This window comes from Actinomyces israelii DSM 43320 (assembly GCF_000711965.1).
Classification (GTDB): Bacteria; Actinomycetota; Actinomycetes; order Actinomycetales; family Actinomycetaceae; genus Actinomyces; species Actinomyces israelii.
Genome location: NZ_JONS01000014.1, coordinates 51871 through 75641, shown reverse-complemented (window position 1 = coordinate 75641; position 23771 = coordinate 51871). Strand labels below are relative to the sequence as shown.

At 74.9% G+C, this 23771-nt stretch carries 20 protein-coding genes; 10 read left to right on the top strand and 10 right to left on the bottom strand.

What is annotated here, in order from left to right; all coding sequences use genetic code 11:
* Positions 1-627: 627 nt before the first annotated feature.
* Together moaC and O145_RS06525 are read right to left on the bottom strand one after the other, a co-directional pair.
* The gene (moaC, locus tag O145_RS06530) at positions 628-1146 is read right to left on the bottom strand and encodes a cyclic pyranopterin monophosphate synthase MoaC (protein WP_229118398.1); all 519 of its coding nucleotides are present in this window, start codon (positions 1144-1146) and stop codon (positions 628-630) included.
* 69 nt (positions 1147-1215) lie between these two features.
* Entirely contained in the window at positions 1216-2643 is a 1428-nt protein-coding gene (locus tag O145_RS06525; RefSeq protein WP_052374763.1) for a molybdopterin molybdotransferase MoeA, read from the bottom strand.
* 175 nt (positions 2644-2818) lie between these two features.
* Between O145_RS06525 and O145_RS06520 the strand changes: the two genes are divergently transcribed.
* Positions 2819-3295: a molybdenum cofactor biosynthesis protein MoaE gene (locus O145_RS06520; RefSeq protein WP_084682430.1), complete on the top strand. Its 477-nt coding sequence runs from the start codon at positions 2819-2821 to the stop codon at positions 3293-3295.
* A gap of 14 nt (positions 3296-3309) precedes the next feature.
* Here the strand turns inward: O145_RS06520 and O145_RS06515 are convergent, their stop codons facing one another.
* Positions 3310-3594, bottom strand: a complete 285-nt coding sequence (locus O145_RS06515; protein WP_043561326.1) for a MoaD/ThiS family protein — start codon at positions 3592-3594, stop codon at positions 3310-3312.
* Positions 3595-3754: 160 nt separating this feature from the next.
* Between O145_RS06515 and O145_RS18025 the strand changes: the two genes are divergently transcribed.
* Positions 3755-4024, top strand: coding sequence for an SMI1/KNR4 family protein (locus tag O145_RS18025; protein WP_156966626.1), 270 nt, complete (start codon positions 3755-3757; stop codon positions 4022-4024).
* 43 nt (positions 4025-4067) lie between these two features.
* Here the strand turns inward: O145_RS18025 and moaA are convergent, their stop codons facing one another.
* A complete protein-coding gene (gene moaA / locus O145_RS06505) occupies positions 4068-5288 on the bottom strand; it encodes a GTP 3',8-cyclase MoaA (protein ID WP_084682429.1) in 1221 nt (406 codons plus the stop codon).
* Between the two features lie 80 nt (positions 5289-5368).
* Positions 5369-5671, bottom strand: coding sequence for a DUF2249 domain-containing protein (locus O145_RS06500; RefSeq protein ID WP_043561324.1), 303 nt, complete (start codon positions 5669-5671; stop codon positions 5369-5371).
* Positions 5672-5820: 149 nt separating this feature from the next.
* On the opposite strand from O145_RS06500, the gene O145_RS18020 reads away from it, so the two are divergent.
* Genes O145_RS18020 through O145_RS06485 form a run of 3 tightly spaced genes read left to right on the top strand, consistent with a single transcriptional unit; the run spans position 5821 to position 9796 of the window.
* Complete coding sequence (locus tag O145_RS18020) at positions 5821-6849, top strand: hypothetical protein (protein WP_052374761.1); 1029 nt, start codon at positions 5821-5823, stop codon at positions 6847-6849.
* Positions 6850-6852: 3 nt separating this feature from the next.
* A complete protein-coding gene (locus O145_RS06490; RefSeq protein WP_052374760.1) occupies positions 6853-8229 on the top strand; it encodes a hypothetical protein in 1377 nt (458 codons plus the stop codon).
* Positions 8222-9796, top strand: coding sequence for a multicopper oxidase domain-containing protein (locus tag O145_RS06485; RefSeq protein ID WP_084682428.1), 1575 nt, complete (start codon positions 8222-8224; stop codon positions 9794-9796). The genes O145_RS06490 and O145_RS06485 overlap by 8 nt, the downstream gene beginning before the upstream one ends.
* 23 nt (positions 9797-9819) lie before the next feature.
* Here O145_RS06485 and O145_RS06480 read toward each other — a convergent pair whose 3' ends face one another.
* The 3 genes from O145_RS06480 to gabT form a co-directional block, all read right to left on the bottom strand.
* On the bottom strand, positions 9820-10548 hold the full coding sequence (locus O145_RS06480) for a helix-turn-helix transcriptional regulator (RefSeq protein ID WP_043561322.1): 729 nt from the start codon (positions 10546-10548) through the stop codon (positions 9820-9822).
* Between the two features lie 61 nt (positions 10549-10609).
* The gene (locus O145_RS06475) at positions 10610-12103 is read right to left on the bottom strand and encodes an NAD-dependent succinate-semialdehyde dehydrogenase (protein WP_052374758.1); all 1494 of its coding nucleotides are present in this window, start codon (positions 12101-12103) and stop codon (positions 10610-10612) included.
* 30 nt (positions 12104-12133) lie between these two features.
* The gene (gabT, locus tag O145_RS06470) at positions 12134-13459 is read right to left on the bottom strand and encodes a 4-aminobutyrate--2-oxoglutarate transaminase (RefSeq protein ID WP_043561312.1); all 1326 of its coding nucleotides are present in this window, start codon (positions 13457-13459) and stop codon (positions 12134-12136) included.
* 296 nt (positions 13460-13755) lie between these two features.
* Here gabT and O145_RS06465 point away from each other — a divergent pair, with 296 nt between their 5' ends.
* The 5 genes from O145_RS06465 to O145_RS06445 all read left to right on the top strand — a co-directional run bounded on the left by O145_RS06465 (position 13756) and on the right by O145_RS06445 (position 21147).
* Positions 13756-15435, top strand: a complete 1680-nt coding sequence (locus O145_RS06465; protein ID WP_043561309.1) for a PucR family transcriptional regulator — start codon at positions 13756-13758, stop codon at positions 15433-15435.
* A 271-nt stretch (positions 15436-15706) separates the two neighbouring features.
* A complete protein-coding gene (locus O145_RS06460) occupies positions 15707-17134 on the top strand; it encodes an aminobutyraldehyde dehydrogenase (protein WP_043561306.1) in 1428 nt (475 codons plus the stop codon).
* A 17-nt stretch (positions 17135-17151) separates the two neighbouring features.
* Positions 17152-18006, top strand: a complete 855-nt coding sequence (locus O145_RS06455) for a universal stress protein (protein WP_043561303.1) — start codon at positions 17152-17154, stop codon at positions 18004-18006.
* Entirely contained in the window at positions 18003-19568 is a 1566-nt protein-coding gene (locus O145_RS06450) for an APC family permease (RefSeq protein ID WP_043561300.1), read from the top strand. Before O145_RS06455 ends, O145_RS06450 begins: the two co-directional genes overlap by 4 nt.
* Positions 19569-19779: 211 nt before the next feature.
* Positions 19780-21147 carry an aspartate aminotransferase family protein gene (locus O145_RS06445; RefSeq protein ID WP_043561297.1) on the top strand — a complete coding sequence of 456 codons (1368 nt, stop codon included), beginning with the start codon at positions 19780-19782 and terminating at the stop codon, positions 21145-21147.
* A 48-nt stretch (positions 21148-21195) separates the two neighbouring features.
* Here the strand turns inward: O145_RS06445 and rsgA are convergent, their stop codons facing one another.
* Both rsgA and aroA read right to left on the bottom strand, forming a co-directional pair.
* Entirely contained in the window at positions 21196-22284 is a 1089-nt protein-coding gene (gene rsgA, locus O145_RS06440) for a ribosome small subunit-dependent GTPase A (RefSeq protein ID WP_043561294.1), read from the bottom strand.
* A complete protein-coding gene (gene aroA, locus O145_RS06435) occupies positions 22281-23747 on the bottom strand; it encodes a 3-phosphoshikimate 1-carboxyvinyltransferase (RefSeq protein ID WP_043561291.1) in 1467 nt (488 codons plus the stop codon). Before aroA ends, rsgA begins: the two co-directional genes overlap by 4 nt.
* Between the last annotated feature and the right edge of the window lie 24 nt (positions 23748-23771).

The window sequence follows — 23771 nt, the reverse complement described above, 5'->3', positions numbered from 1 at the left end:
GGGGGCGGGCGCGGGTCCCGGCGGGCCCGGCCTCCTCGGCCGCCTCAGTCGGCCGGGCGTGCTCGGCGTCGAGGGGAGCTCGTCGTGTGTTCCGTCCGGGCGTCCGGACGTGCGGCCCGCTCGCGGTCCCTGCCGGCCTGTCTCGTCGAGATCGGTCGTGTTCCGGCTCGAGACCGGTTCGCTTCCGCACCGAGACCGGTTCGCGGGGCCGGGTGGCCGTCGGGCGGCTGTCCAGCCGGTTCTTCACGGCCTCCTGAAGACCGGCCCTGACAGAAAAAGGTGGCTCCTACGCGCTTTTAAGGCGCTCACCGTTCCCGGGTGCGGTGAGGATCGGCATGTTTCCGCGGTTCTGTGGCGCGGACGGGGCGGTACGGGCAGCTAAAAGTGCGTAGGAGCCACCTTTTCCGCCCGGCACACCGCTCGAGCCCCCTCGCCGGCGCCCCAGAACGCGTCTTGTCCCAGAACCGGCCCAGACGACTGGCTCCGGGAAGCGTCGGGCGACGCGGTCGGGCAGTAGTGCGCTCAGGCGAGGCGGTCCGCCGCCTTCGCGGTCGTAGGTCAGGCGCCGCGGTCGTAAGCCTGAGGCACGACCGCGAGGACCGGACGGAACCGGCCTCTCCCCCGGAATCAATCATCTTGGTCGGCCGGGCGCACCCAGTCGCCCGAGCGGCCCCCCGACTTCGCCGTCACCATGGCCTCGCGCAGCGCCACGCCGCGGTCAATGCCCTTGACCATGTCCACCACCGCCAGGCCCGCGACGGTCGCCGCGGTCAGCGCCTCCATCTCCACGCCCGTGCGGTCGGCGGTGCGCACAGTCGCGCAGATGCGCACGCCGTCGTCCTCGACGGCCAGGTCCACCCGGCAGCCGTGCACGCCGATGACGTGCGCCAGGGGCAGCAGGTCGGGGACCCGCTTGGCCGCCGCGATGCCGGCCACGCGCGCCACGGCGAGCACGTCGCCCTTGGGGACGGCCCCGTCGCGCAGCGCGGCGACGATGCTCGGGGAGCAGGCCACGAAGGCGGTCGCGCCGGCGGTGCGCACGGTGGGGGGCTTGGCCGTCACGTCGACCATGCGGGCGGCGCCGGCGTCGTCCAGATGAGTCAGGCGGATAGGGAACGAGTCAGGCAGGCCGGGCTGGTCAGACATTGGCTCCTCCGGGTGATTCCTTCGGGTGCGGACGGGATCATGCGGTCGATCGGCACGTGCCTGTGAGCGTCAGCGCCAGCCCGCGGATGCGGCGGGACCGCAGCGCGGGTGGCCCGAGCCCGGCGCCGCCGGGGCGCTCAGGGCGATGAGACCGACCTCGTCGCCCACGCCGACCTCGGGCACATCCTCACCCACGACAGCCAGCGCCTCGGCTGCGGGCAATGAGGCCACAAGGTGCGAGCCCGAGCCCAGCCGGTGGGTCGGCTCGACCCACAGGGTCGTGCTCTCGGGGGCTGCGCCCGGCGCCGGTGGGTCCGCGCTCATTCCGTCCGGGGCGTCGACGAAGCGCACGGGAAGGTACTGGCGTCTGCCCGGGGGAGTCCGCCACGCGGCGGCGGCGCGCACCCGCGTCGGGGCCGCCCCCTGGGCGCGGCGGGCCCCGCCTCCGGTGAGTGGGCGGGGGAGGACGTCGTGCCCGGCCAGGCGCGCCAGGGCCGGGACGACCACGGTGGTGAAGGACACGAGCACGCTCACCGGGTTGCCCGGCAGGGTGATGACGGGCACCTGCCGGGACGTTCCGCCGTCCTCGATGCGCACCGTGCCGTGGCCCTGCGGCTTGCCCGGCTGCATGGCGACCTTGGTGAGGCGCAGTCGCACCGCGCCGTCCGTCAGGCTCTCGTCCTCCGCCAGCATGACCAGGGGGTCGAAGGCGCCCGCCGACACCCCGCCGGAGGTGACGATGAGGTCGGCCCCATGCGCCGCCTCGGTGAGCGCCTCCGCCAGGGACGCGGCGGTATCGCCGCTGCGGGAGACCGAGGCGAGCCGCGCGCCGTGCTCGGCGACCAGCCCCGCCAGCAGCAGGGAGTTGGAGTCGGGGACGGCGCCGACCGGCAGCGCCCGGCCGGGGTCGACGAGCTCGGCGCCGGTGGACACGATGGCGACCCGCGGCCTGGGGAAGGCGCGCACCGCACCCAGGCCGACCGAGGCGAGGGAGGCCACGGCCGCCGCGGACAGCGGAGTGCCCGCCGCCAGGACAGGGTCGCCGATGCCGACGTCCTCGCCCGCTCGACGCACGTTGAGGCCCGACTTTGCAGCGGCGCGGATCTCGACCTCGACGGGCGGTGGGTGCGGGCCGGGCGCCTGGTTGGTGTCCTCGACCTTGACAACGGCATCAGCGTTCTCGGGCATCATCGCGCCGGTCATGATCCGCTGGGCCGTACCGGGGACCAGGGGCCCGGGGGCGGCGCCGGCGGGCACGTCTCCGGTCACCGGCAGGACGACGGGGGCCTGCGGCGCGGCCGATCCCGTGTCCTGGGCGCGCACCGCGTAGCCGTCCATGGCCGAGTTCGTCCACGGCGGTACCGGCAGGGCGGCCGCCACGTCCTGGGCGAGCACCAGTCCGTGCGCCGCGGCCAGGGGGGTGTCGGCGGCGGGCAGGGGCGCGAGCGCGGCGAGGACCTCGGCGACGTAGGCCTCCACACTGAGCATCTCGGGCATGGTTCTCCCTTCGGGGCCGGTTGACGGCGGCGCGCGGGCGGGGCGCGGAGCGACGGTATATTCCCGAGGCTCATCATGCCCGTCCGCCGGGCTCGACGGCGCGCGGCGCACCCGGGACGTGTAGCGTCCCGTCCGGGGCGGGCGCGCCCGGGGGAACCGTTTGAGAGGAGCGACTGTGGCTGATACGGCTGACACCGCTGGGCCGGGCGACCGGCCGGGCGGCTGGGGCGCCGCGTGCGTCGTGCGGGCCGGGCTCGCCTCGGAGCCGGTCTCGGCGGCCGAGCTCGCCGCCGCTGTCGAGGACCGGGCGGCCGGCGCCGTCGTCACCTTCGACGGCATGGTGCGCGACCACGACCGCGGGCGGGGCGTGAACGGCATCGTCTACTCCGCCCACCCGAGCGCCGAGGAGGTCGTGGCGCGGATCGCCCACGAGGTCGCCGGGCGGCCCGGCCTGCGGGCGCTCGCCGTCGTTCACCGGGTCGGTGACCTGGGGATCGGGGAGACCGCGCTCGGCGTCGCCGTGAGCGCGGACCACCGCACGGCGGCCTTCGAGGCCGCCCGCGACATCGTCGAGGAGGTCAAGAGGCGCCTGCCGGTGTGGAAGCACCAGATCTTCGACGACGGCACGCGCGAGTGGTCCAATACCGCCTGAGGGCGGGCCGCGCCTCACCCGCCGGCAAAAGGCGGCAGGATGTCAATACGGTCGCCGTCGGCCAGGGGCGCCAGCGAGTCCGCCGGCGTCGAGAGGGCGTTGACCAGGTAGCTGGAGACGCCGATGATCCGCGCCATCTCCAGGCCGCGTCCCGCGAGCTGCTCGCGCAGGGCGGCCAGCGTCGTGCCGGCGGGCAGCTCGAGGCGCTCCTCGGTGCGCCCGGCGGCCTCAGCGGCGGCGGCGAAGTAGCGCAGCTCGATGGCGATCATCTCGCCGGCGTGCGGCGGGGTGGTGGTCATGTCGGCTCCTCTCGGGTCCGGGCTCTGAAGGGGGGCTCGTGGCTGCACGCGGGGCAGGCCGTTCGGTGCTGGTCGCGTGGATGGTACCCGCCGTCGGCTCCCCGGGGCGGGACCCGTCGGGATGCGGGCCGGCCGCCTGCCGTGTGCAGGAGTGTGAGCCGTGGACCTGGACGCCGCGTGGGACATTGTGGAACGAGCGCCAGCCGAGCACGTGCCGGCGGTCACAGCCGCGCTGCGGGGGGCTGGAGGACATCGAGCGCCTGAGCGCGACGGTCGGCCGCGAGCTGCCGGCCGACTTCCGGCCGACTTCGTGGCGAGCCTGCGCCGTCATGACGGCCAGGACAACCCGACCCGGTTCCTCGACCTCATTGACCACTACACCCTGCTGGGCGTCGAGGACGGCGACGGGATCTGGCTCGATGACGACTGACGCCCGGACCGACCTCGGCGCTCAATGCGACCGATCTCGACGCTCAGCCGCCGATGGCGGACATGGTGCGCGCGGGCCGCACGAAGCCGCCGGCCGCCCGGCCCGGGGCGTCCGCGCCGTGGGCAAGCGGCTTGCGCCAGGTCGCCCCGGCCCAGACCCGGATGAGCTCGTCGTCGCTCGCACCGGCGCGCATGGGCCCGCGCAGATCCGTCTCCCGTGCCGAGAACAGGCAGGTCATGACCCGCCCGTCGGCCGTCAGCCGCGTGCGGTCGCAGTCGGAGCAGAAGGGCGCGGTCACCGAGGCGATGACCCCCACCGTCCCGGCCGGGTAGGGCCCGTCGCGATCCGCGCCGGCGGCGACGTCCCACACCGCCGCCGGGCGGCGGTCCGGCCTCCCGCGGGCGCGCAGCCCGAAGCCCGCGGCGCCCAGGGCCTCCAGGATCTGCCCGGCGCCGACCACGTCCCCGGCCCGCCACGACTCGCGCGGCCCCAGCGGCATGTGCTCGATGAAGCGCAGGCTCCACCCGCGCCGCAGGCACTCGCCCAGCAGCCGGGGGGCGCGCTCGCCCAGGGTGCCGGGCACGGCCACGGCATTGACCTTGACCGGCGACAGGCCCGCCGCCTGCGCCCCGGCGGCGCCGCGCAGGACCCCGTCAAGGCGGTCGCGGCGGGTCACGCGCGCGTACTCGCCCCGGTCCAGGGTGTCGATGGAGACGTTGACCCGGTCCAGGCCCGCGGCGCGCAGGCCCGCGGCGCGCCTGTCCAGGCCCAGTCCGTTGGTCGTCAGGCCGATGTCGGGCTTGGCCCCGCGGCGCGTGCGCAGCCCCGCCACCGCGGCGACGATCTCCTCCAGGTCCCGTCGCAGCAGCGGCTCCCCGCCGGTCAGGCGGATCCGCTCCACGCCGAGGCGCTCGACCGCGATGCGCGCCAGCCGCGCGATCTCCGCGGTCGTGAGCAGACTGGGCGCGGGCAGCCACTCGAGCCCGGCGGCGGGCATGCAGTAGGTGCAGCGCAGGTTGCAGCGGTCGGTGACCGACAGGCGCAGGTCCCGCACGGTGCGTCCGTGGCGGTCCGTCAGCCGGTCCGGGACCGCGCCTCCCGACGTCGTCGGCACCTCCTTGAGCGCCGCGGGGTCCCACGCGCCGCCGCGCCCCGGGGAGGACGGCTCCGCGGGCGCCGCGACGCGCACCGCCGGCGTCGGCAGCGCCACAGGAGGGCGCACGGCCGGTCCGGCGACGCGTCCGTCGTAGGGCGGAGGGGCCATGGCTGAAGGATACGGGGCAGTGCAGGACGGGTCCTGGCCGCAACCGGTGCGTCAGGGCCGACCCGCAGCGGGGGCGCCGCTCAGGCGACGCGCAGGATCTCGACGCGGGCGTAGCCGTCCTCGGCCTCCAGGAGGGTGTGCTGGAAGGTGAGCGGCAGCCGGTCGATCTGGTCGAGCAACGGGGTGGGCACGTGCGGGGCCACCAGGTCGAAGCCCTCGCCCACGTTCAGCGAGGTGGCGGCGCCGATGACGGCGGCGTGGCGCAGACGGTGGGGGATCGCGCGGGCGTCGAGGGTCAGGCGCTCGGAGCCGTGCTCCTGGCACCCGCAGGCGTGGGCGTGCCTCTTCTCCTCGATCGGGATGAGGTCGGGGGTCTCACTCATGGCGTTCTCCTTGCAGTCGTGGGTGCGGCCGCCGCCGACGGCGCACCGGGCGCGCGACCTGTGACGTGAGCCGAAGCGCGTCGCGAGATCATTGCCCGGCCTGCCACTATTTTATTACGGTGACTGTTGTGGAAAAAAGTGGGGCGAGTGTGTCGAAGGACCCAGGCTCGGCCGCCTCCGCCCGAGCCCCCCAGGCGCCGACGCCGGTCGTCCCGGTCCGTCCCGGTCCGCCCCGGCCGACGTCCGGGCTCATCGTCCTGGCCCTCGCCCTGGTCGGCGCCTGCCTCCTGGCCGGACTCGACGCCGTGCTGCTGAGGCTGGGCGCGTGGGCGCCGGCGGGCGGCGCCGCGCTCGCGGCCCTGCGCGACCCTCTCCTGCTGGTCGGCCTCCCGGGCGCGGTCATCGCCCTGGGGCGGGCCGCGGCCGTGGGCGAGACCTGGGCCCTCCTCGCGCCCATCGGCTGCGCCTCGGGCTGCCTGGCCCTGGTCGCCGGGGTTCCCGAGCCGGCCGGTCAGGTCCTGGCGCTTCTCGGTTCTGCGGCCCTGTGCGCCGTCGACGCGCGCCTTCACCAGCGCGCCGCCTCCGTCGCCGTGGACGTCCGGGCCATGGGCGCCATCGCCCTGATGCTGGGGAACCTGCTCTGGCTGCGCGGCATGGCGATCGCGACCTGCGTCCCCCTGTGGCTGCTCCTCCCCGTGCTGGCCGTCGTCGGCGAGCACCTTGAGCCCGCCGCCCCGGGCTCATCGGACGCCGTGCCCGGCACGGTCGTCCAGGAGATCCTGCGCGCCGTGTCGGCGGCCGCCCTGCTGGGCGCCTGCATGCTGGGCGTCACCGAGTCCGCCCGCCTCGTCATCGGCCCCGCCCTGCTCGCCATGGCCGTCGTCATGGCCCGCGACGACGTCGCCCGCGGCGCGATCCGCGTCACCGGCGCCGCGCGCCTCGCCGCGGCCTGCGCACTCACCGGCCGCCTGTGGCTCGCTGTCGCCGGGCTGGCCTGGACCCTGAGCCCCCTGGACGCCGGCCCCGGGGCCGGGCGAGGCGCCTATAAGACCGTCGCCCCCGCCATCGTCCTCGGCTGGGTCCTCTCCATGATGACGGCGCGGATCACCACCCGCGCCGCGACCGCTCCGGCCTCGGGACGTCCCGGGACCGCCCCGGCCGCCGCACGGAGGCCCTGAGCCGTGCCCGCCTCAGGCGGGCGCCCCGCCCGCAAGCCGTCTCGCCGCAGCACCCAGGTGCGGCGCAACAGCCTCGTCGTGGCCTGGATCGTGGTCGCCGCCGTGCTCGCCGTCCTGGTCATCGGCGGACCGCTGGGCTCCTGGGGAACGTGGCTGCCCCTGCACGCCCTCATGCTCGGCGGCATCGGCTCGGCGATCACGGTGTGGTCGGCGCACTTCGCCGACACCCTGCTGCACCGCCCGGCGCTGGGCGGGGCCGCCCTGCTCGACGCCCGGCTGTACGCCCACGGCGCGGGCACGGCGCTCGTCCTGGCGGGGACCACCGCGAGCCTGTCCGCCCTGACCATGGTCGGCGCCACGGTCGTCGCGCTCGCCGCCCTGACGGGCGCACTGGCCATCGCGGTGCAGTACCGCCGCGCCGTCGCGCCGCGCCTGGCGGCCCTGGCGATCCACTACGCCGTCGCCCTGACGCTCCTCGCGCTCGGCGCCGCCCTCGGCTACCTCACCAGCCGGGCCGGGGCCCGCGGCCGCGCCCACCTGTCCGACATCCTCTACGTCGCCCACACGACCACCATGCTCCTGGGCTTCGTCGGCACCACCGTGCTCGGCACGCTCACCGTGCTGTGGCCCACCATGCTGCGCACCAAGATGGAGCCCGGGGCGCCGCGCTGGAGTGCCCGCGGACTGCCCCTGCTCGTGGCCGGCACCGCGCTCGTGGCGGCCTCCGGGGCGCTCGCGCCGCTGGCCGCGCTCGGCACGGCCGTCTACCTGGCCGGGGCGTGCGGCGTCATCGTGCCAGCGGCCAGGAGCGCTCGGCGCGTGCCGCCCACCTCCTTCGCCACCGCCTCGGCCACGGCCGCGGTCACCTGGTTCCTCATCGGCGTGGTGCGCATCGGCACGGGCGTCGGGGCCCTGGCACTCGGCGACGCCGGGCCCGCCGACCGGGCCGCCGCCGCCCGGGAGGTCATCCACGGCGTGCGCGTGCTCCTGGCGGCGGGCTTCGCCCTGCAGGTTCTCGCCGGGGCCCTGAGCTACCTCAGCCCCGTCATGCTCGGCGGCGGCCCGGCGACCACGCGCGCGACCAACGCCATCATGGACCGTGCGGCCGCCTACCGCGTCGTCGCCGCCAACGCCTGCCTCGCCCTGGCGCTGCTGACCGCCCTGCCCTGGGAGGTGCGCCTGAGCGGGGCGGTCACCGCGGGAGCCGTTGCCGCCTACGTCCCGGTCGGCATGGGGATGAGCGTGCGCGAGGCCGTGCGCCGCAGCCGCGGGCCGTCCCCGCGGCCGGGACCCGGCCGGAGCCCCGCCGCGCACCGGCTCCCTCAAGCTCAGGAGCCCCCTCAAGCTCAGGAGAGTATTCGGGAGAGAGCAGATGAGTGACAAGCCCCCCGCCGATTCCGACGCCACCGGCGCCGGCCCCGGCCGGTCCGCCGGCTCCGCCAGAGCCGGCGGCCAGTCCGGCCGCGGCCGGGTGCACCGCGGGGCCGTGACCTCCGGCACGGCCCCGGCCGTCGGCCGCGGCCGTCGCGCCGCCTCCGCGCAGGACGCCGAGGACGCCCGCCGGGACGCACGCGCCGTCGACCGCCGCGGCGCGCTCTTCGGGCTGCTCACCGCCGGGGCGGCCGTCGTCGTGGGCGCCGCGGTCGGCGGCCGCGGGGTGGGGACGCGTGCGGTGACCGCCACGGGCAGGACCGTCGAGGCCGCCGTCAGTGTTGAGGGCATGCGCTTCGTGCCCGACACCGTCACGGTCTCCCCCGGCGACCGGCTCGTCATCACCCTGAGCAACACCTCCGACCAGGTCCACGACCTCGTCGTCGAGGTCTCGGACGGCGGCACCGCCACCACCGGGCGCGTCGCGGCGGGGGCCACCGGCACCCTGGATGCGGGCGTCGTGGCCGGACCGCTGGAGGGCTGGTGCTCGGTCGCCGGGCACCGTGCGCAGGGCATGGTCTTCCACGTCACGACCGGCGCCCAGAGCACTGCGGCGGGCCACGAGGGCCACGGCGACCTCGGCGGCCCGGCGGCCCCGGCCGGCGGCCCCTCCGACGACTCCGACGACGCGGTGCCCGACTACTCGGCGGTCCTGCCCGACGACGTCCCCGCCTTCGACGCCGTCCTGCCCGCGGCCGGGACGGGCACTCTCCACGAGCACACCTTCACCGTCACCGAGCCCGTCGGCTACGTCGGCGGCGGGGTCACCCAGAGGCGCCTGACCTTCAACGGCCGGGTCCCCGGGCCGGTGCTGCGCGGCAGGGTGGGCGACACCTTCAGGATCACCCTGGTCAACGACGGCACCATGAGCCACTCCCTCGACCTTCACGCCGGCGTCGTCTCCCCGGACGGGGTCATGCGCTCGATCAACCCCGGGGAGCGGCTCGTCTACGAGTTCGTCGCCCAGCGCGCGGGCATCTGGCTCTACCACTGCTCGACGGCGCCTATGAGCGTGCACCTGGCCGGCGGCATGCACGGCGCCGTCATTATCGACCCGCCCGGCCTGGGCGGGGTCGACCACGAGTACCTCCTGGTCCAGTCCGAGATCTACCTGGGCCCCGAGGGCGGGCAGACCGATGCGGCCAAGGTCGCCGCCAAGACGCCCGACCTGTTCGCCTTCAACGGCATCGCATTCCAGTACCGCGACCGGCCGCTGCCCGCCAGGCCCGGTGAGCGCATCCGCTTCTGGGTCCTCAACGCCGGGCCGTCGGAGCCCATGAGCTTCCACTGCGTCGGGCTCCAGTTCGACCAGGTGTTCCTCGAGGGGGCCTGGAGCCTCGGGGGACCAGGCCGGATCGGCGCCGCGTGGTCCGGCGGCGGGCAGGCCCTGGGCCTGCAGCCCGCCCAGGGCGGCTTCGTCGAGGCCGTGCCGGCCGAGCCCGGCACCTACACGTTCGTCTCCCACTCCTTCGCCGACATGGAGAAGGGCGCCATGGGGAGGCTGGTTGTCGCGTAGTGGGCGGGACGGGCGGGACCCGCTCAGGCGGGCGCCTCCCCGTGCTCGACGACGACGCGGCAGCCGTCCTCGCACAGCGGCACCAGCGTCAGGCGGGTGCGCGCGCCGGTCTCGCCGGCGGAGGAGCGGTGCAGGCCCGCGCGCTCGTAGACCTCGTTGAGGTAGCCCTCGTGCATGACGCACACCAGCGGGTGGGGGGTCCGGCCGCGGGACACCAGCGGGCACGCCTTGAGGACGAGGGCGTCCCCGTGGGGCTCGGGCGCGAAGCCCATCATGGACAGGGCCGGCAGGAGGCCCGCGGTGCGCCGGGTCGGGCCGGCGCCCTGGCCGGAGTCCCCAACATCCTGCACCGACGGCGTCATCTGCGCCCAGCGCCGCCCGATCGCCAGCGCGAGCTCGTGAGCCCGGGGGCCGGTGCCCAGCGTCTCGGCGACGGCGTCGAGCAGGGTGAGGTAGGAGTCCAGGACCTCCTCCGGGTTCGGGGCGGTCGAGGCGTAGCGCAGCGCAGGGCGGCCGCGCCGGCCCGTCGGCTTGGAGGAGACCTCGACGAAACCGGCGTCGACGAGCGCGTCGAGATGCTCGCGCACGGTGTTGTGATGGAGGTCCAGCGCGGAGGCCACCTCGGCGGCGGTCATCGGGCGGTGGGCCGTCTCAATAAGCTCGAGGACACGACGCCGGGCGACCGTCAGCTCGGTGCGCGCCGACAGGTCCGCCCATGAGGGGCGCGGTAGGCGCGCAGAGACATCAGACACGCGGTGAGCCTAGCGGGAGCGACAACGCTCGCACAAAGCGCTCCCCTCCGGCCGGGGCGCCTCAGTCCCAGGCGATCGACCAGTACTGGGTCTCCTGGAACTCCCGGACGCCCTCGCGGGCGCCCTCCCTGCCGATGCCGGACTCCTTCAGGCCGCCGAAGGGCGCGGCCGGGTCCGAGACCAGGCCCCGGTTGATGCCGACCATGCCGAACTCGAGCCTCTCGGCCAACCGCATCGCCCACCCCAGGTCCCCGGAGAAGACGTAGGAGGCCAGCCCCGCGTCGGTGCCGTTGGCCCAGCCGAGCATCTGCTCCTCGTCATCCCAGGCGATGACCGGGGCCACCGGGCCGAAGATCTCCGTGCGCACGATCTCGGCGTCGGGGGCCACACCGGCCAGGATCGTCGCCGGGAGGAACGCCCCGGGCCCCGTCGGGCACTCGGAGCGGGCGGCCACGCGGGCCCCCGCGGCGACAGCGCGCTCGAGGAGCTCGGTGATCGCGTCGCGGGCCCGCACCGTGATCATCGGTCCGATCTCGCACCCCTCCGGTCCCAGGGCCGGGCCGACCCTCAGGGCCCGCACCGCCCGGGCGAGGCGCTCGACGAAGGCGTCGTGGACGTCGGCGTGCACGTAGAAGCGGTTGGCCGCGGTGCACGCCTCGCCGGCCCCGCGGAACTTGGCCTGCACGGCGCCGGCCACGGCGGCGTCGAGATCGGTGTCCGGGGCCACGATGAAGGGGGCGTTGCCGCCCAGCTCCATGGAGGAGACCAGGACCTTGTCCGCCGCCTGGCGCATGAGCGTCCTGCCCACCTGCGTCGAGCCGGTGAAGGAGACGGCGCGCACGCGGGAGTCCTCCAGCCAGGTCGTGGCGATCTGCGCCGAGCGGGTCGAGGGCAGGATGTTGACCACCCCCGCGGGCACGCCCGCCCGCTCGATGAGGCGCCCCAGGGCGACCGCCGTCAGGGGCGTCAGGCTGGCGGGCTTGAGGACGACGGTGCACCCGGCGGCCAGCGCCGGGGCGATCTTCCGGGTCGCCATGGCGGCCGGGAAGTTCCAGGGCGTGATCATGGCGACCACCCCGATGGGCCGGTGGGTGACCAGCGTGCGGGTGCCTCCGGCCGGGGAGGGGCCGAAGCCGCCCTCGGTGCGCACCGCCTCCTCGGAGAACCAGCGGAAGAACTCGGCGGCGTAGCGGACCTCGCCCAGGGCGTCGGCGAGCGACTTGCCGTTCTCGGCGCTGATGAGGGCCGCCAGGTCGTCCTCGGCGTCGATCATGAGCGAGAACAGCGAGCGCAAGAGCTCCCCGCGCAGGCGGGGCGCCGTCGCGCCCCATGCGGGCAGGGCCGCGGCGGCGGCGTCGACGGCGGCCCGCGCGTCCTCCAAGGTGGCGTCGGCGACGGTCGCGAAGGGCTCTCCGCAGGCCGGGTCGACGACGTCGAATGAGCCGTGGTCGGAGGCGGCCCGCATCGCACCGCCGATGAGCAGGCCCTCCCGGGCGTCGATGTCGGACAGGACGCCGCTCAGGCGGGGCGCGGCCTCAAGGGTTCGGTAGGTCATATCGGTTCCTCCTCGGTTCTCAGGGGGTGCTCAGGCGCGGGCGGACGCCAGGGCGTCGTGGATGATGGCCAGGCCCCGGCGCAGGAGGTCGTCGGGCATGGTCAGCGGCGGCAGGAGACGGATGACGTTGGAGTCCGTGCCGCAGGTCAGGACGATGACCCCCCGCTCGCGGGCGCGGGCGGCCACCTCGCCGGTCAGGGCGGCGTCGGGGCGCCCCGTGCCCGGGTCGATGAGCTCCAGGGCGAGCATGGCGCCGCGCCCGCGGACGTCGCCGACGCGGGGGTCCTCGGACCGCCAGCCGCGCAGGATCTCCAGGCCGATCTGCTCGATGCGGCGGGCGCGGGAGGCCAGGTCCTCGTCCTCGATCATGTCGAGGACCGCCAGGGCGGCGGCGCAGGCCACCGGGTTGCCGCCGTAGGTGCCGCCCAGGGAGCCGGGCCCGGCGCAGTCCATGATCTCGGCGCGGCCGGTGACGGCGGACAGCGGCAGGCCCCCGGCGACGCCCTTGGCGATCGTGACCAGGTCGGGGACGACGTCGTCGTGCTCGCAGGCGAACCAGCGGCCTGTGCGAGCCATGCCGGACTGGATCTCGTCGACGATGAGGACCGCGCCGCTGGCCGCGCACCACTGCTGGAGGGCGCGCAGGAAGCCGGGCGCGGGGACGACGAAGCCGCCCTCGCCCTGGATGGGCTCGATAATGACGCAGGCCACCTGCTCGGCGCCGATCTGCGCCTCGATCCGGGCGATGGTGCGCTCGGCCGCCTCCGGCCCGTCGAGCCCGTCGCGGAAGGGGTAGGAGCCGGGCACCCGGTAGAGCTCGGGGGGGAAGGGCCCGAAGCCGGCCTTGTAGGGGGCGGCCTTGGCGGTCAGCCCCATGGTCAGGGCGGTGCGCCCGTGGAAGGCGTGGTCGAAGCAGACGACGGCCTGGCGCCCAGTGTGCCTGCGGGCGAGCTTGACGGCGTTCTCCACCGCCTCCGCACCGGAGTTGAACAGGGCCGTGCGCTTGGGGAAGTCGCCGGGGGTCAGGGCGTTGAGGCGCTCGGCGACCGCGATGTAGCTCTCGTAACGGGTCACGGCGAAGGATGTGTGCGTCAGGCGGTCGACCTGGTCGCGGACGGCGGAGGCGACGGGGGCGGCGGCGCCGCCGACCGTCGTCACCCCGATGCCGGAGCCGAAGTCGATCAGCCGGTTGCCGTCGACGTCCTCGAGGATGCCGCGGTCGGTGGCGGCGGCGAAGGTGGGCATGGCCGCGCTCATGGCGCGGGGCACGGCGTCTCGCGCCCGCTCGGCCAGCGCCCGCGCCCTGGGTCCGGGCATGGGGGTGGAGATGAGCTCGTCCTGGGGCAGTGTCGTCATCGTCGTGCCTTCCTCGTCGGGGCTGTGTACAGGCCGTGCGGCTCGTGCCGGGCGTTGTGCGCCGAGGGCGGCGGTGACAGCGCTGGCATCGCGTGCGGGCCCGGCGCACCAGGAAGTCAAGCACGGCACAGCCCCCGCCATCCGGAGCAATATGCTCATGTGGGCGCCCTCTGGTGTGCGACATGCACTTCGGGTGCGGCCGCGAGAGCGGCTGAGACCCCCGCCGCCCCGCCGCGGGGCCCCGAGCGGCCGTTCGCGCAGGCGGACGACCCCGGGGGTGTGCTTGGATGCCCGACATGGTCACCGTCGCTCAGCTCCTCGCCGATCCCCGCCTGCGCCTGCGCGCCGTCCACCTGCCGGATCCCGAGCGGCGGGTCGAGTGGGTGGCCGCCACCGAGCTCCTGCACCCGGCCTCCTACCTGGAGGGCAGCGAGCTGGTCCTCACGACGGGGCTGGCGATGGCCGGGGTGCCGGCCGCGGTCTGGGCGTCCTACGCCGACGAGCTCGTCGAGGGCGGTGCCGCAGCCCTCGGCCTGGGCACCGGCATCGCCTTCCAGGCCATCCCCCTAGAGCTCAGGCGCGCCTGCGAGCGCGGCGGCCTCAACCTCCTCGAGGTCCCCCACGAGGTGTCCTTCACGGCCATCAGCCGGCGCGTCGGCGCCGGCCAGCCGCGCGGCGGCGAGCCCGGCTCCTCCGGCGAGCGCGCCGACGACCGCCTCGTCCTGGCCCAGCTGACCAGGGCGGCCGCCCGCGGCAGCGACGTGGCCGTCCTGCGCGCGCTGGCGGCCTGCGTCCACGGCGAGGCGGCCCTGTACTCCGCGCACGGCCAGGCGCTGTCGGGGCCCTACGGCGTCGGCAGCCTCCTCGACGAGCGCCTCGTCGTCGAGACGATCTCCCGGATCCGGTCCCGCGGGCTGCGCGGCGCCGCCGGCGTGGAGGAGGGGAGGGTCCGCCTGACAGTGCGCCCCATAGGGCTGACCGGGGAGCCGGGCACCTACCTCGTCACCGCCGTCGACCGGGACGAGGCCGGCCCGGTGCACCTGGCGGTCGAGCTCTCGTGGTCTCTGCTCAACCTCGCCGAGGAGTCCTCCCGGGGGCGGGCGGCGGTGCTCGCGGACCTGCGCGCCGCCGGCCTGCGCCACCTCCTGGAGGGCCGGATCCGGGAGGGGCTGGCGGTGCTCGGGCAGGTGCCCGGCTGCCAGGCCCTGGGGCGCACCGGCACCTGGCGCATTGCCGTCGCCCTGGGCGAGGAGGGGCGGGGCCCGGCGCTTCTCCAGGCCCTGGCCCGCGCTGCCGAGGGCGGGACGGGAGCGTCGGGCCCGGCGGGCTGCCTGGTGTGGGCTCCGGCGACGCGGGTCGACGGCGGCGACGGCCCTGACAGCCCTGACGGCCCTGACAGCCCTGACAGCCCTGACGTCTCCGAGGGAGTCCTCCTGGCCGGCCCGGCGACGGCGGTGGACCGGCTGCTCGCCCCGCCGAGAAGGGCGGGCGCGGCCGCGGCGGGCGGCCGCGGCCCGGCCTCCGCGACAGGGGCGCGGGCCGCCCTGACCGCCGCCCTTGGCGCCATGAGGATCGGGGTCAGCGCCCCCGGGCGCATCGAGACCCTCTCGCAGGCGCGGGCCCAGGCCGCCCACGCCGCCCGGGGCGCCCGCGGCACCGGACAGGTGCGCGACTGGGGGAGCCTGGGCGGCGTGGACGCCATCGACCTCATCTCCCCGGCCGACGCCCGCGTCCTCGTGACGGCTCAGCTGCGCGCTGTCGCGGAGCGGCCCGAGCTCCTGGAGCTCCTGGAGGCCTACCTCGCCGAGGGCGGCGCCACGGGGCGGGTGGCCTCGCGGCTCGGCATCCACCGCAACTCCCTGCCGCAGCGCATCCGGCGCCTGCGCCGGGCCCTCGGCGTCGACCTGGACGACGCCACGGTGCGCTCCAACCTGTGGATGGCCCTGAGACTGCGCGAGCGGGTCGGGGCGGACTGACGCCCGCGCAGGCCCGCGAGCGCGCGGGTTCAAGCCCGCAGCGGGGATCGGGCGCGTGAAGATTGTGCACCTTGCACCTGTGGACGGATAAGACACGACGTTACTATCCGGACATCTCTTGGGACTCAAGTCCTATGTTTCCGCGGTGTTGCGGAGCATGAGGGGCTGCGCCGGGGCGCGACCCGCCCGCAGCAGTGAGCAGGAGACGGGCCGCCCGTCCTCGGTAGCGGCTCCAGCACAGTCCGCACGCACACGAACGGAGAGACTCACCATGAGCCTGTCCCCCCTACCCAACTACATCGACGGGGCGCCCGTCGCCTCCCGCGCCTCCTCCGCCCTCGAGGTCAAGGACCCCCGCACCGGCGAGACCGTCGCCCTGTGCCCCGTCTCCGTCCAGGAGGACGTCGACGCCGCCTACGCCGCCGCTCAGCGGGCCTTCGCCGCCTGGCGGCTGACCACCCCGGCGCAGCGCCAGGAGCTCATCCTGCGCCTGGCCGACGCCGTCGAGGAGGCCGCCGCCGAGATCGTCGCCGCCCAGCAGCGCAACACCGGCCAGCTCGCCTCCCTCATCCGCAGCGAGGAGGTCCTCACCGGCGCCTCCCAGCTGCGCTTCTTCGCCGGAGCCGCCCGCATGGCCTCCGGCCTGGCCTCCGGGGAGTACGCCGAGGGCCTGTCCTCCCAGCTGCGCCGCGAGCCCATCGGCGTCGTCGGCCAGGTCGTCCCCTGGAACTACCCCTTCATGATGCTCGTGTGGAAGGTCGGCCCCGCGCTGGCCGCCGGCAACACCATCGTCCTCAAGCCCTCCGAGACCACCCCCGAGTCCGCCCTCGTCTTCGCCCGCATCGCCGGGAGGATCCTGCCCAAGGGCGTGTTCAACCTCGTCCTGGGCGACGCGACGACCGGCCGCCTCATGGCCTCCCACCGCGTCCCCGGGCTCGTCGCCCTGACCGGCTCCGTGCGCGCCGGCTCGGACCTGGCCGCTCACGCCGCCGGCCACCTGACCCGGGTCCACCTCGAGCTGGGCGGCAAGGCCCCCGTCATCGTCTTCGACGACGCCGACCTCGAGGCCGCCGCCGAGGGCACTGCCACGGCCGGCCTGTTCAACGCCGGCCAGGACTGCACCGCCGCCACCCGAGTCCTGGTCTCGCGCGCCGTCGCCGAGGACTTCACCGCCACCCTCGTGCGCCGCGCCGAGGCCCTGCGCACCGGGCCCATCCCCGAGGAGGAGGCCTTCTTCGGCCCCCTCAACAACGAGCGCCAGCTCGAGCGGGTCTCCCGCCTCGTCCAGGAGCGGCCCGCCCACTCCACGCTGCTGACCGGGGGCCACCGGGTCGGGCGGACCGGCTACTACTACGCCCCCACCGTCATCTCCGGCCTGCGCCAGGAGGACCGCCTCGTCCAGGAGGAGATCTTCGGGCCCGTCCTGACCGTCCAGGTCTTCGACGACGACGCCGAGGCCCTCGCCATGGCCAACGGCGTGGACTACGCCCTGTCATCCTCCATCTGGACCGCCGACCACCGCCGGGTCCTGCGCTTCTCCCGCGACCTCGACTTCGGCTGCGTGTGGGTCAACACCCACATCCCCCTCGTCGCCGAGATGCCCCACGGCGGCTTCAAGCACTCCGGGTACGGCAAGGACCTGTCGGTCTACGGGGTCGAGGACTACACCCGCGTCAAGCACGTCATGAGCGCGCTGTGAGGACGGGGGGCACACACATGCGCATCCTCACCGCCTTCACCCACTCGCTGGGGGGCCAGGACGCCTACGCGCTCGCGGCCAGGCTCTCAGACGCCCTCTCCTGGCCGATGGACATGGTCTCCATCATCCGCGGCGGCACCCACGGGGCCATCACGGAGGGCTCGGACATCGCCTACCAGGACGTCGTCCTCCAGCAGGTCGTCCAGTGGATGGACGAGGTCACCTACGTCCGCCCGACAGAGCTGCCCGTCACCAAGCACCTTCGCTACAACGACTCCTTCCCCGAGGGCCTGATCGAGACCACCGTCGAGCTCGGCTCCTCACTGCTCGTGGCCGGCGGCGGACGCCACGGCCTGACCGGGCGGGTCTCCCTGGGCAGCATCGGCCAGACCCTCCTGAACGCCTCCCCGGTGCCCGTGGCCCTGGCTCCCCGGGGCACCCGCTTCGACCGCGAGGCCGGCGTCGAGCGCATTACCGTCATGCTCGGGGAGTCCGGCGGCTGGCAGCCCGTCCTGGGCGCCGCCAGGACCTACGCGCAGGCCTGCGGCGCCCCCCTGCGCCTGGTCACCGTCGCCACGCGCGACTCCCCCGACGACGCCCGCATTATCGAGCGCGCCGAGAGCTGGCTCGATGAGGCCCGGCTCACGGTGGACGGGCTGGAGGACGAGCGCGTCGTCATCGTCCGCGCCGGGGACATGGGCTCGGCGATCGTGTCGATGGACTGGAAGCACGAGCTGGCCCTGCTCGGATCAGCGCGCCTGGCCCGCAGAGGACTCCTCTTCCTGGGCCCCACCGCCAACAAGATCATGCGCAACCTACCCGTGCCCCTGGTCGCCGTGCCCAGCGCCCCGGAGGGCGGCGAGGAGACATGAGTGGCGACTCCGCGGCTCGGGGGAGCGCTGACATGTCCCGCAAGGGGCTGGCCGCCGGCTCCGTCGGGCTGCTCGGCGCCATCGTCATCGGCGTGTCCTGCGTGGCCCCCGCCTACACCCTCACCGGGGCGCTGGGGCCCACGGCCTCCGAGGTCGGGGCCCAGGTGCCCGCCATCTTCTCCGTCGGCTTCATCCCCATGCTGCTCGTCGCCCTGGGCTACCGCGAGCTCAACCTCTACATGCCGGACTCCGGGACCTCCTTCACCTGGGCGACCCGGGCCTTCGGGCCCTGGGTGGGCTGGATGGCCGGGTGGGGGGTGATCGTGGCGACCGTCGTCGTCCTGTCCAACATCGCCGCCATCGCGGTCGACTTCTTCTACCTCATGCTCGCCCAGCTCCTGGGGCGCCCCGACATCGCCGGGCTGACCGACGTCCTGCCCGTCAACATCGCCACATGCCTGGTCTTCATCGCCCTGGCGACCCTCGTGTCCTACCGGGACATGCAGACCACGCAGAGGCTCCAGTACGCCCTGGTCAGCTTCCAGCTCGTCGTCTTCGTCGGCTTCGGCCTGGTGGCCCTGATCCGCTGGCTGACCGGGACCGCCTGGAACCCCACCCCCATCCAGCTGGACTGGTTCAACCCCCTGGCCGTGCCGGACTCCTCGACCTTCATCGCCGGCGTCTCCCTGTCCCTGTTCATCTACTGGGGGTGGGACGTGTCCCTGACCGTCAACGAGGAGGTCGAGGACTCCGGCAGGACGCCCGGCAAGGCCGCGGTGCTGACGGTCCTGGCCATCGTGTCGGTCTACATCGTCGTCACCCTCGGCTCGATGACCTTCGCGGGACTGGGAGAGGAGGGCATCGGGCTGGGCAACCCCGACATCCAGGAGAACGTCTTCTTCGCCCTGTCCGAGCCGGTCCTGGGCCCCTTCGCGATCCTGATGTCGCTGACGGTCCTGACCTCCTCCGCGGCCTCGCTGCAGTCCACCTTCGTCTCGCCCTCCCGCACCCTGCTGGCCATGGGGCACTACCGGGCGATGCCCGCCTACCTGGGCAGCATCTCGCCGCGCTTCTACACGCCGGGCAACGCCACGATCGTCTCGGCGCTGTCCGCGGCCACGTTCTACACGATGCTGAGGATAGTCTCCACAACCGTCCTGTGGGACACGGTCCAGACGCTCGGCGCGATGATCGCCTTCTACTACGGGCTGACCGCCTTCGCGGCCGTCTGGTACTTCCGGGGCCACTGGTTCCGATCCCCGCGGGACTTCTTCTTCCGCTTCCTCGCCCCGGGCCTGGGCGGCACGATCCTCGCCGCCATCCTGGTCATGACCCTCAGGGACTCCATGGACCCCGCCTACGGCTCCGGCTCCCAGATCCTGGGATTCGGGCTAGTGTTCGTCCTGACCGTCGGGCTCATCGCCCTCGGCCTCGTCCTCATGATCATCCAGCGCCTGCTCGACCCCGCCTTCTTCCGCGGCGAGGTCCTCGCCGTCTCCGACGCCGTGGCCGACGATGCAGGCGGTGCGGCCATCACCGAGGAGGAGGCCGTGCCCGACTGACTGACCGCGGTCGGCGCCGGCCGCGCGCCGGCGCACCGCACGTCCTCGCGCGACTCACGCGTATCCACGGTACCTCGCCAGTACTTCACGAATACTTCGCCATCTACTTCCCCAATAACCCCCTGACCGCGCCAGGCCGGCGAGCAGGGCCGATGCAACCAGCACAAGACAGCGTGGACGCCAGGCCGGCCCACACGAAGGAGAAAGAGCAATGAGCATCAACATGGAGCGCGTCGCCGAGCTGACCGAGTCCGAGGGCAGGCGCCTCAACGAGCGCACCCGCGGATCGCAGCGCATGTACGAGCGCGCCAGCGAGCACCTGGCCGGAGGCGTGGCCTCCTCCTACCAGCTGCGCGACCCGTGGCCCATCTACCTCGAGCGCGGCCAGGGACCCAGGGTCTGGGACGTGGACGGCAACGAGATGTGGGACTTCCACAACGGCTTCGGCTCGATGCTCCAGGGGCACGCGCACCCGGTCATCGGCCGGGCGGTGGGCGAGCGCTACGCCCTGGGCACCCACTTCGCGGCGCCCACGGAGGACGCCGTCGTCGTCGGCGACAACCTCGCCGAGCGCTGGGGCCTGCCCAAGTGGCGCTACACGAACTCCGGGTCGGAGTCCACCATGGACGCGATCCGCATCGCCCGCGCCTACACGGGCCGCGACACGGTGATGAAGATCTTCGGCTCCTACCACGGCCACCACGACACCGTCATGGTCTCCATCGGCGTGCCCTACGACCAGATCGGCGACCACGACGCGCCCGCCTCCCTGTCCTACGGCGCCGGCATCCCGGACGCCGTCGTCCGCATGACCGTCCCGGTGCACTTCAACGACGCCCGGTCCATGGAGCAGCGCATCATCCAGCTCGAGGCGGAGGGTCGCAAGCCCGCCTGCGTCATTATGGAGCCCGCCATGATGAACCTCGGCGTCGTCCTGCCCGAGCCCGGCTACCTCGAGGCGGTCCGCGAGATCACCGAGCGCCACGGCGTCGTCCTCATCTTCGACGAGGTCAAGACCGGCCTGTGCATCGGGCCGGGCGGCGCCACCAAGCGCTTCGGCGTCACGCCGGACCTGGTCACCATGGCCAAGGCCCTGGGCGGCGGCCTGCCCTCGGGCGCCATCGGCGGCACCGAGGAGGTCATGAGCGTCGTCGAGGACCACTCCGTCTACCAGGTGGGCACCTACAACGGCAACCCGCTCGTCATGGCGGCCGTGCGCGCCAACCTCGAGCAGGTCCTCACCCCGGAGGCCTACGAGCACCTCGACCACCTCAACGACCGCATCCTGGCGGGCTGCAACCGCGTCATCGAGGCCTACGACCTGCCCGGCTACGCCGTCGGCGTCGGCGGCAAGGGCTGCGTCACCTTCTCCCCGAAGAAGGTCATCGACTACGAGACCTTCAAGGAGCACCAGAACGAGGCCCTGTCCGACCTGGCCTGGCTGTTCAACATGAACCGCGGCATCTTCATGACGCCCGGCCGCGAGGAGGAGTGGACCCTGTCGGTCACCCACACCGACGAGGCCATCGACGCCTACGTCGACTGCTTCGAGGAGCTCGCCGAGGCGATCACCTCCTGACCGCCTCCCGGCCGGTCCTCCTCCGGCCCGGGGCGCGGGGCCGCCGGCTCAGCGCCCCGGGCCGGCCGGCAGGGTCGGGTCCTCCGCCTCCAGGGACGGGGCGAGCAGGCGCCGGAAGGACTCCACCCGCGCCCGGCGCGCCTGGGCCGGTCCCGCGCCGGCCCACTCGTCCAGGGCGCAGTCCAGGGCGCCGGCCTCGTGCGTGCACCCGCGCGGGCAGTCCCGGGCGACCTCCGCCAGGTCGGGGAAGCCGCGCAGGACGTCGGCGCTGCCCACGTGGGCGACGCCGAAGGAGCGCACGCCCGGGGTGTCGATCACCCAGCCGCCGCCGGGCAGCTCCAGGGCCTGAAGGGATGCGGAGGTGTGCCGCCCGCGTCCGGTCACCTCGTTGACGCGGCCGGTGGCCCTGTGCGCGCCGGGCACCAGCGCATTGATGAGCGTCGACTTGCCCACCCCCGAGTGGCCGACGAGCACCGAGACCCGCCCGGTGATCGCCTCGCGCACGGCCCGGACTCCGCCGCCCGCCTCCGGGGCGTCCTCGCGGTCGGAGGGGCCCAGGCGGGTCGCCACCGAGCGCACCCCGAGCGGCCCGTAGAGGTCCAGGAGGGGGCCGGCGTCGGCCAGGTCGGACTTGGTCAGCACCAGCAGCGGCTCCATGCCGGCGTCGTAGGCGGCCACGAGGTAGCGGTCGATCATGCGCGGGCGCGGCGCCGGGTCGGCCACCGCGGTGACGATGACGAGCAGGTCGGCGTTGGCCACCACGGGCCGCTCGCTGCCCGCGGCGTCCCCGTCCTCGGCGGAGCGGCGCAGCAGCGTGCGGCGCTCCTGGATGCGCACCATGCGGGCCAGCGTGCCCCTGCGGCCGGAGACGTCCCCGACGACGGCGACCCGGTCCCCGACAACGACCCTGCCCCGCCCCAGCTCGCGCGCCTTCATGGCCGTGATGTCGCCGGTCCCGTCCCCGGTCAGGGCGGGGTCGGCCAGGCGGATGCGGTAGTGGCCGCGATCGATGCGGATCACCGTGCCGACGACGGCGTCGTCGTGGGCGGGGCGCCGCTTGGTGCGCGGGCGCGAGCCGCGGCCGGGCCGCACCCGCACCCGCGGGTCGTCGGTGCCGATGTCGCGCCGGCGCGTCACCGGGCTCCGCCTTCCCGGCCCGGCTTCCGCTGCTCCTGCGGCCCCCGGCTCAGCATGCCCGCCCACAGGGCCGGGAAGCCCGGGAGGGTCTTGGAGGTGCACGCGACGTCGTCGAGCTCGGTGCCGGGCACGCCCAGCCCGACCAGGGCGGCGAAGGCGGCCATGCGGTGGTCGCCGTAGGAGCGCATGAGCGCCGGGCGCAGCCGCCAGCCCGCGGGCAGGGCGTCGATGGCCAGGCCGTCGTCGGCCTGCCGGGCGACGCCGCCGACCCGGGTGATCTCGGCGACCAGGGCCGCCAGGCGGTCGGTCTCGTGGCCGCGCAGGTGGGCGATGCCGGTCAGGCGGGAGGCGCGCCCGTTGGCGGAGGCCAGCAGCGCCAGGGCCGCCACGGCGGGCGCGAGCTCGCCGACGGCGGACAGGTCCGCGTCGATGCCCCGCAGGCCGCCCGCGCCCGACCCGTGCGCCACGAGGGTGCGCGAGCCGTCGGCCCTGGCGCGCAGCTCGACCTCGCCGCCCAGGCGCACCAGCAGCTCGCGCCAGGAGTCGCCGCCCTGGGTCGTGGGGGCGGGCCAGTGCGGGACACCCACCTCGCCGCCCGCGACCAGCGCCGCCGCCAGGAAGACCCCGGCGTTGGACAGGTCCGGCTCGATGCTCGACTCCCCGCCGCGGGGGCGCCCCGGGTGGACGGTCCACGTGCGCCCGCCCCCGGAGCCCGCGGCAGTGGCGTCCGGCTCCTCGGGTTCGTCAACGACGATGCCGCGCTCGCGCAGGGCGGCCACCGTCATGGCCACGTGCGGCAGGGAGGGGACGCGCCCGACGGCGGTGACGGCGAGCCCGCCGGGCAGCAGGGGGGCGGCGAGCAGCAGGGCCGACAGGAGCTGGGAGGAGCCGGAGGCGTCCACGCCCACCCGGTGCGGCCGCTCGGGGCGCGCGGGGTCGGCCGGCCCTGCCAGGGCGCCGCCGCCGGGGCCCACGCGCACGGGCAGACGGCCCGGCTCGCCCAGACAGGCCACCTCGGCGCCCAGCCCCGCCAGGGCGTCCAGCAGCGGACCGAGCGGGCGGTTGCGGGCGGCCTCATCGCCGTCGAAGACGACGGGCGCGTCCGCGAGCGCCGCCAGCGGCGGGACGAAGCGCATGACGGTCCCGGCCAGGCCGCAGTCGATGCGGCCGACGCCGTCGGGGCCGGCCTCCACGTGCAGGGGCAGCGGGGCGGGGCGGACGCGCAGGCGGGTCGCCTCCCCGTCGAGCCGTTCGAAGCGGGCGCCGAGCGCGGTCAGGGCCGCCTCCATGAGCTCGGTGTCGCGAGAGCGCAGCACCCCGGTCAGCGTCGTCGGGCCCTCGGCCACCGCGGCCAGCAGGAGGGCGCGGGCGGTCAGCGACTTGGAGCCCGGCAGGGCGACGGTCGCCTCCAGGGGGCCGCGGGCGGCCGGGGCGGGCCAGGGCCCGGCGGGGGACGTGCTCATGCGCCTATCGTGCCAGGAGCGCCC

Coding starts and splice junctions, on each gene's coding strand:
- moaC (WP_229118398.1), bottom strand. CDS start 1,146: ATGTCTGACCAGCCCGGCCTGCCTGACTCGTTCCCTATCCGCCTGACT.
- O145_RS06525 (WP_052374763.1), bottom strand. CDS start 2,643: ATGCCCGAGATGCTCAGTGTGGAGGCCTACGTCGCCGAGGTCCTCGCC.
- O145_RS06515 (WP_043561326.1), bottom strand. CDS start 3,594: ATGACCACCACCCCGCCGCACGCCGGCGAGATGATCGCCATCGAGCTG.
- moaA (WP_084682429.1), bottom strand. CDS start 5,288: ATGGCCCCTCCGCCCTACGACGGACGCGTCGCCGGACCGGCCGTGCGC.
- O145_RS06500 (WP_043561324.1), bottom strand. CDS start 5,671: ATGAGTGAGACCCCCGACCTCATCCCGATCGAGGAGAAGAGGCACGCC.
- O145_RS06485 (WP_084682428.1), top strand. CDS start 8,222: ATGAGTGACAAGCCCCCCGCCGATTCCGACGCCACCGGCGCCGGCCCC.
- O145_RS06475 (WP_052374758.1), bottom strand. CDS start 12,103: ATGACCTACCGAACCCTTGAGGCCGCGCCCCGCCTGAGCGGCGTCCTG.
- gabT (WP_043561312.1), bottom strand. CDS start 13,459: ATGACGACACTGCCCCAGGACGAGCTCATCTCCACCCCCATGCCCGGA.
- O145_RS06465 (WP_043561309.1), top strand. CDS start 13,756: ATGGTCACCGTCGCTCAGCTCCTCGCCGATCCCCGCCTGCGCCTGCGC.
- O145_RS06460 (WP_043561306.1), top strand. CDS start 15,707: ATGAGCCTGTCCCCCCTACCCAACTACATCGACGGGGCGCCCGTCGCC.
- O145_RS06455 (WP_043561303.1), top strand. CDS start 17,152: ATGCGCATCCTCACCGCCTTCACCCACTCGCTGGGGGGCCAGGACGCC.
- O145_RS06450 (WP_043561300.1), top strand. CDS start 18,003: ATGAGTGGCGACTCCGCGGCTCGGGGGAGCGCTGACATGTCCCGCAAG.
- O145_RS06445 (WP_043561297.1), top strand. CDS start 19,780: ATGAGCATCAACATGGAGCGCGTCGCCGAGCTGACCGAGTCCGAGGGC.
- aroA (WP_043561291.1), bottom strand. CDS start 23,747: ATGAGCACGTCCCCCGCCGGGCCCTGGCCCGCCCCGGCCGCCCGCGGC.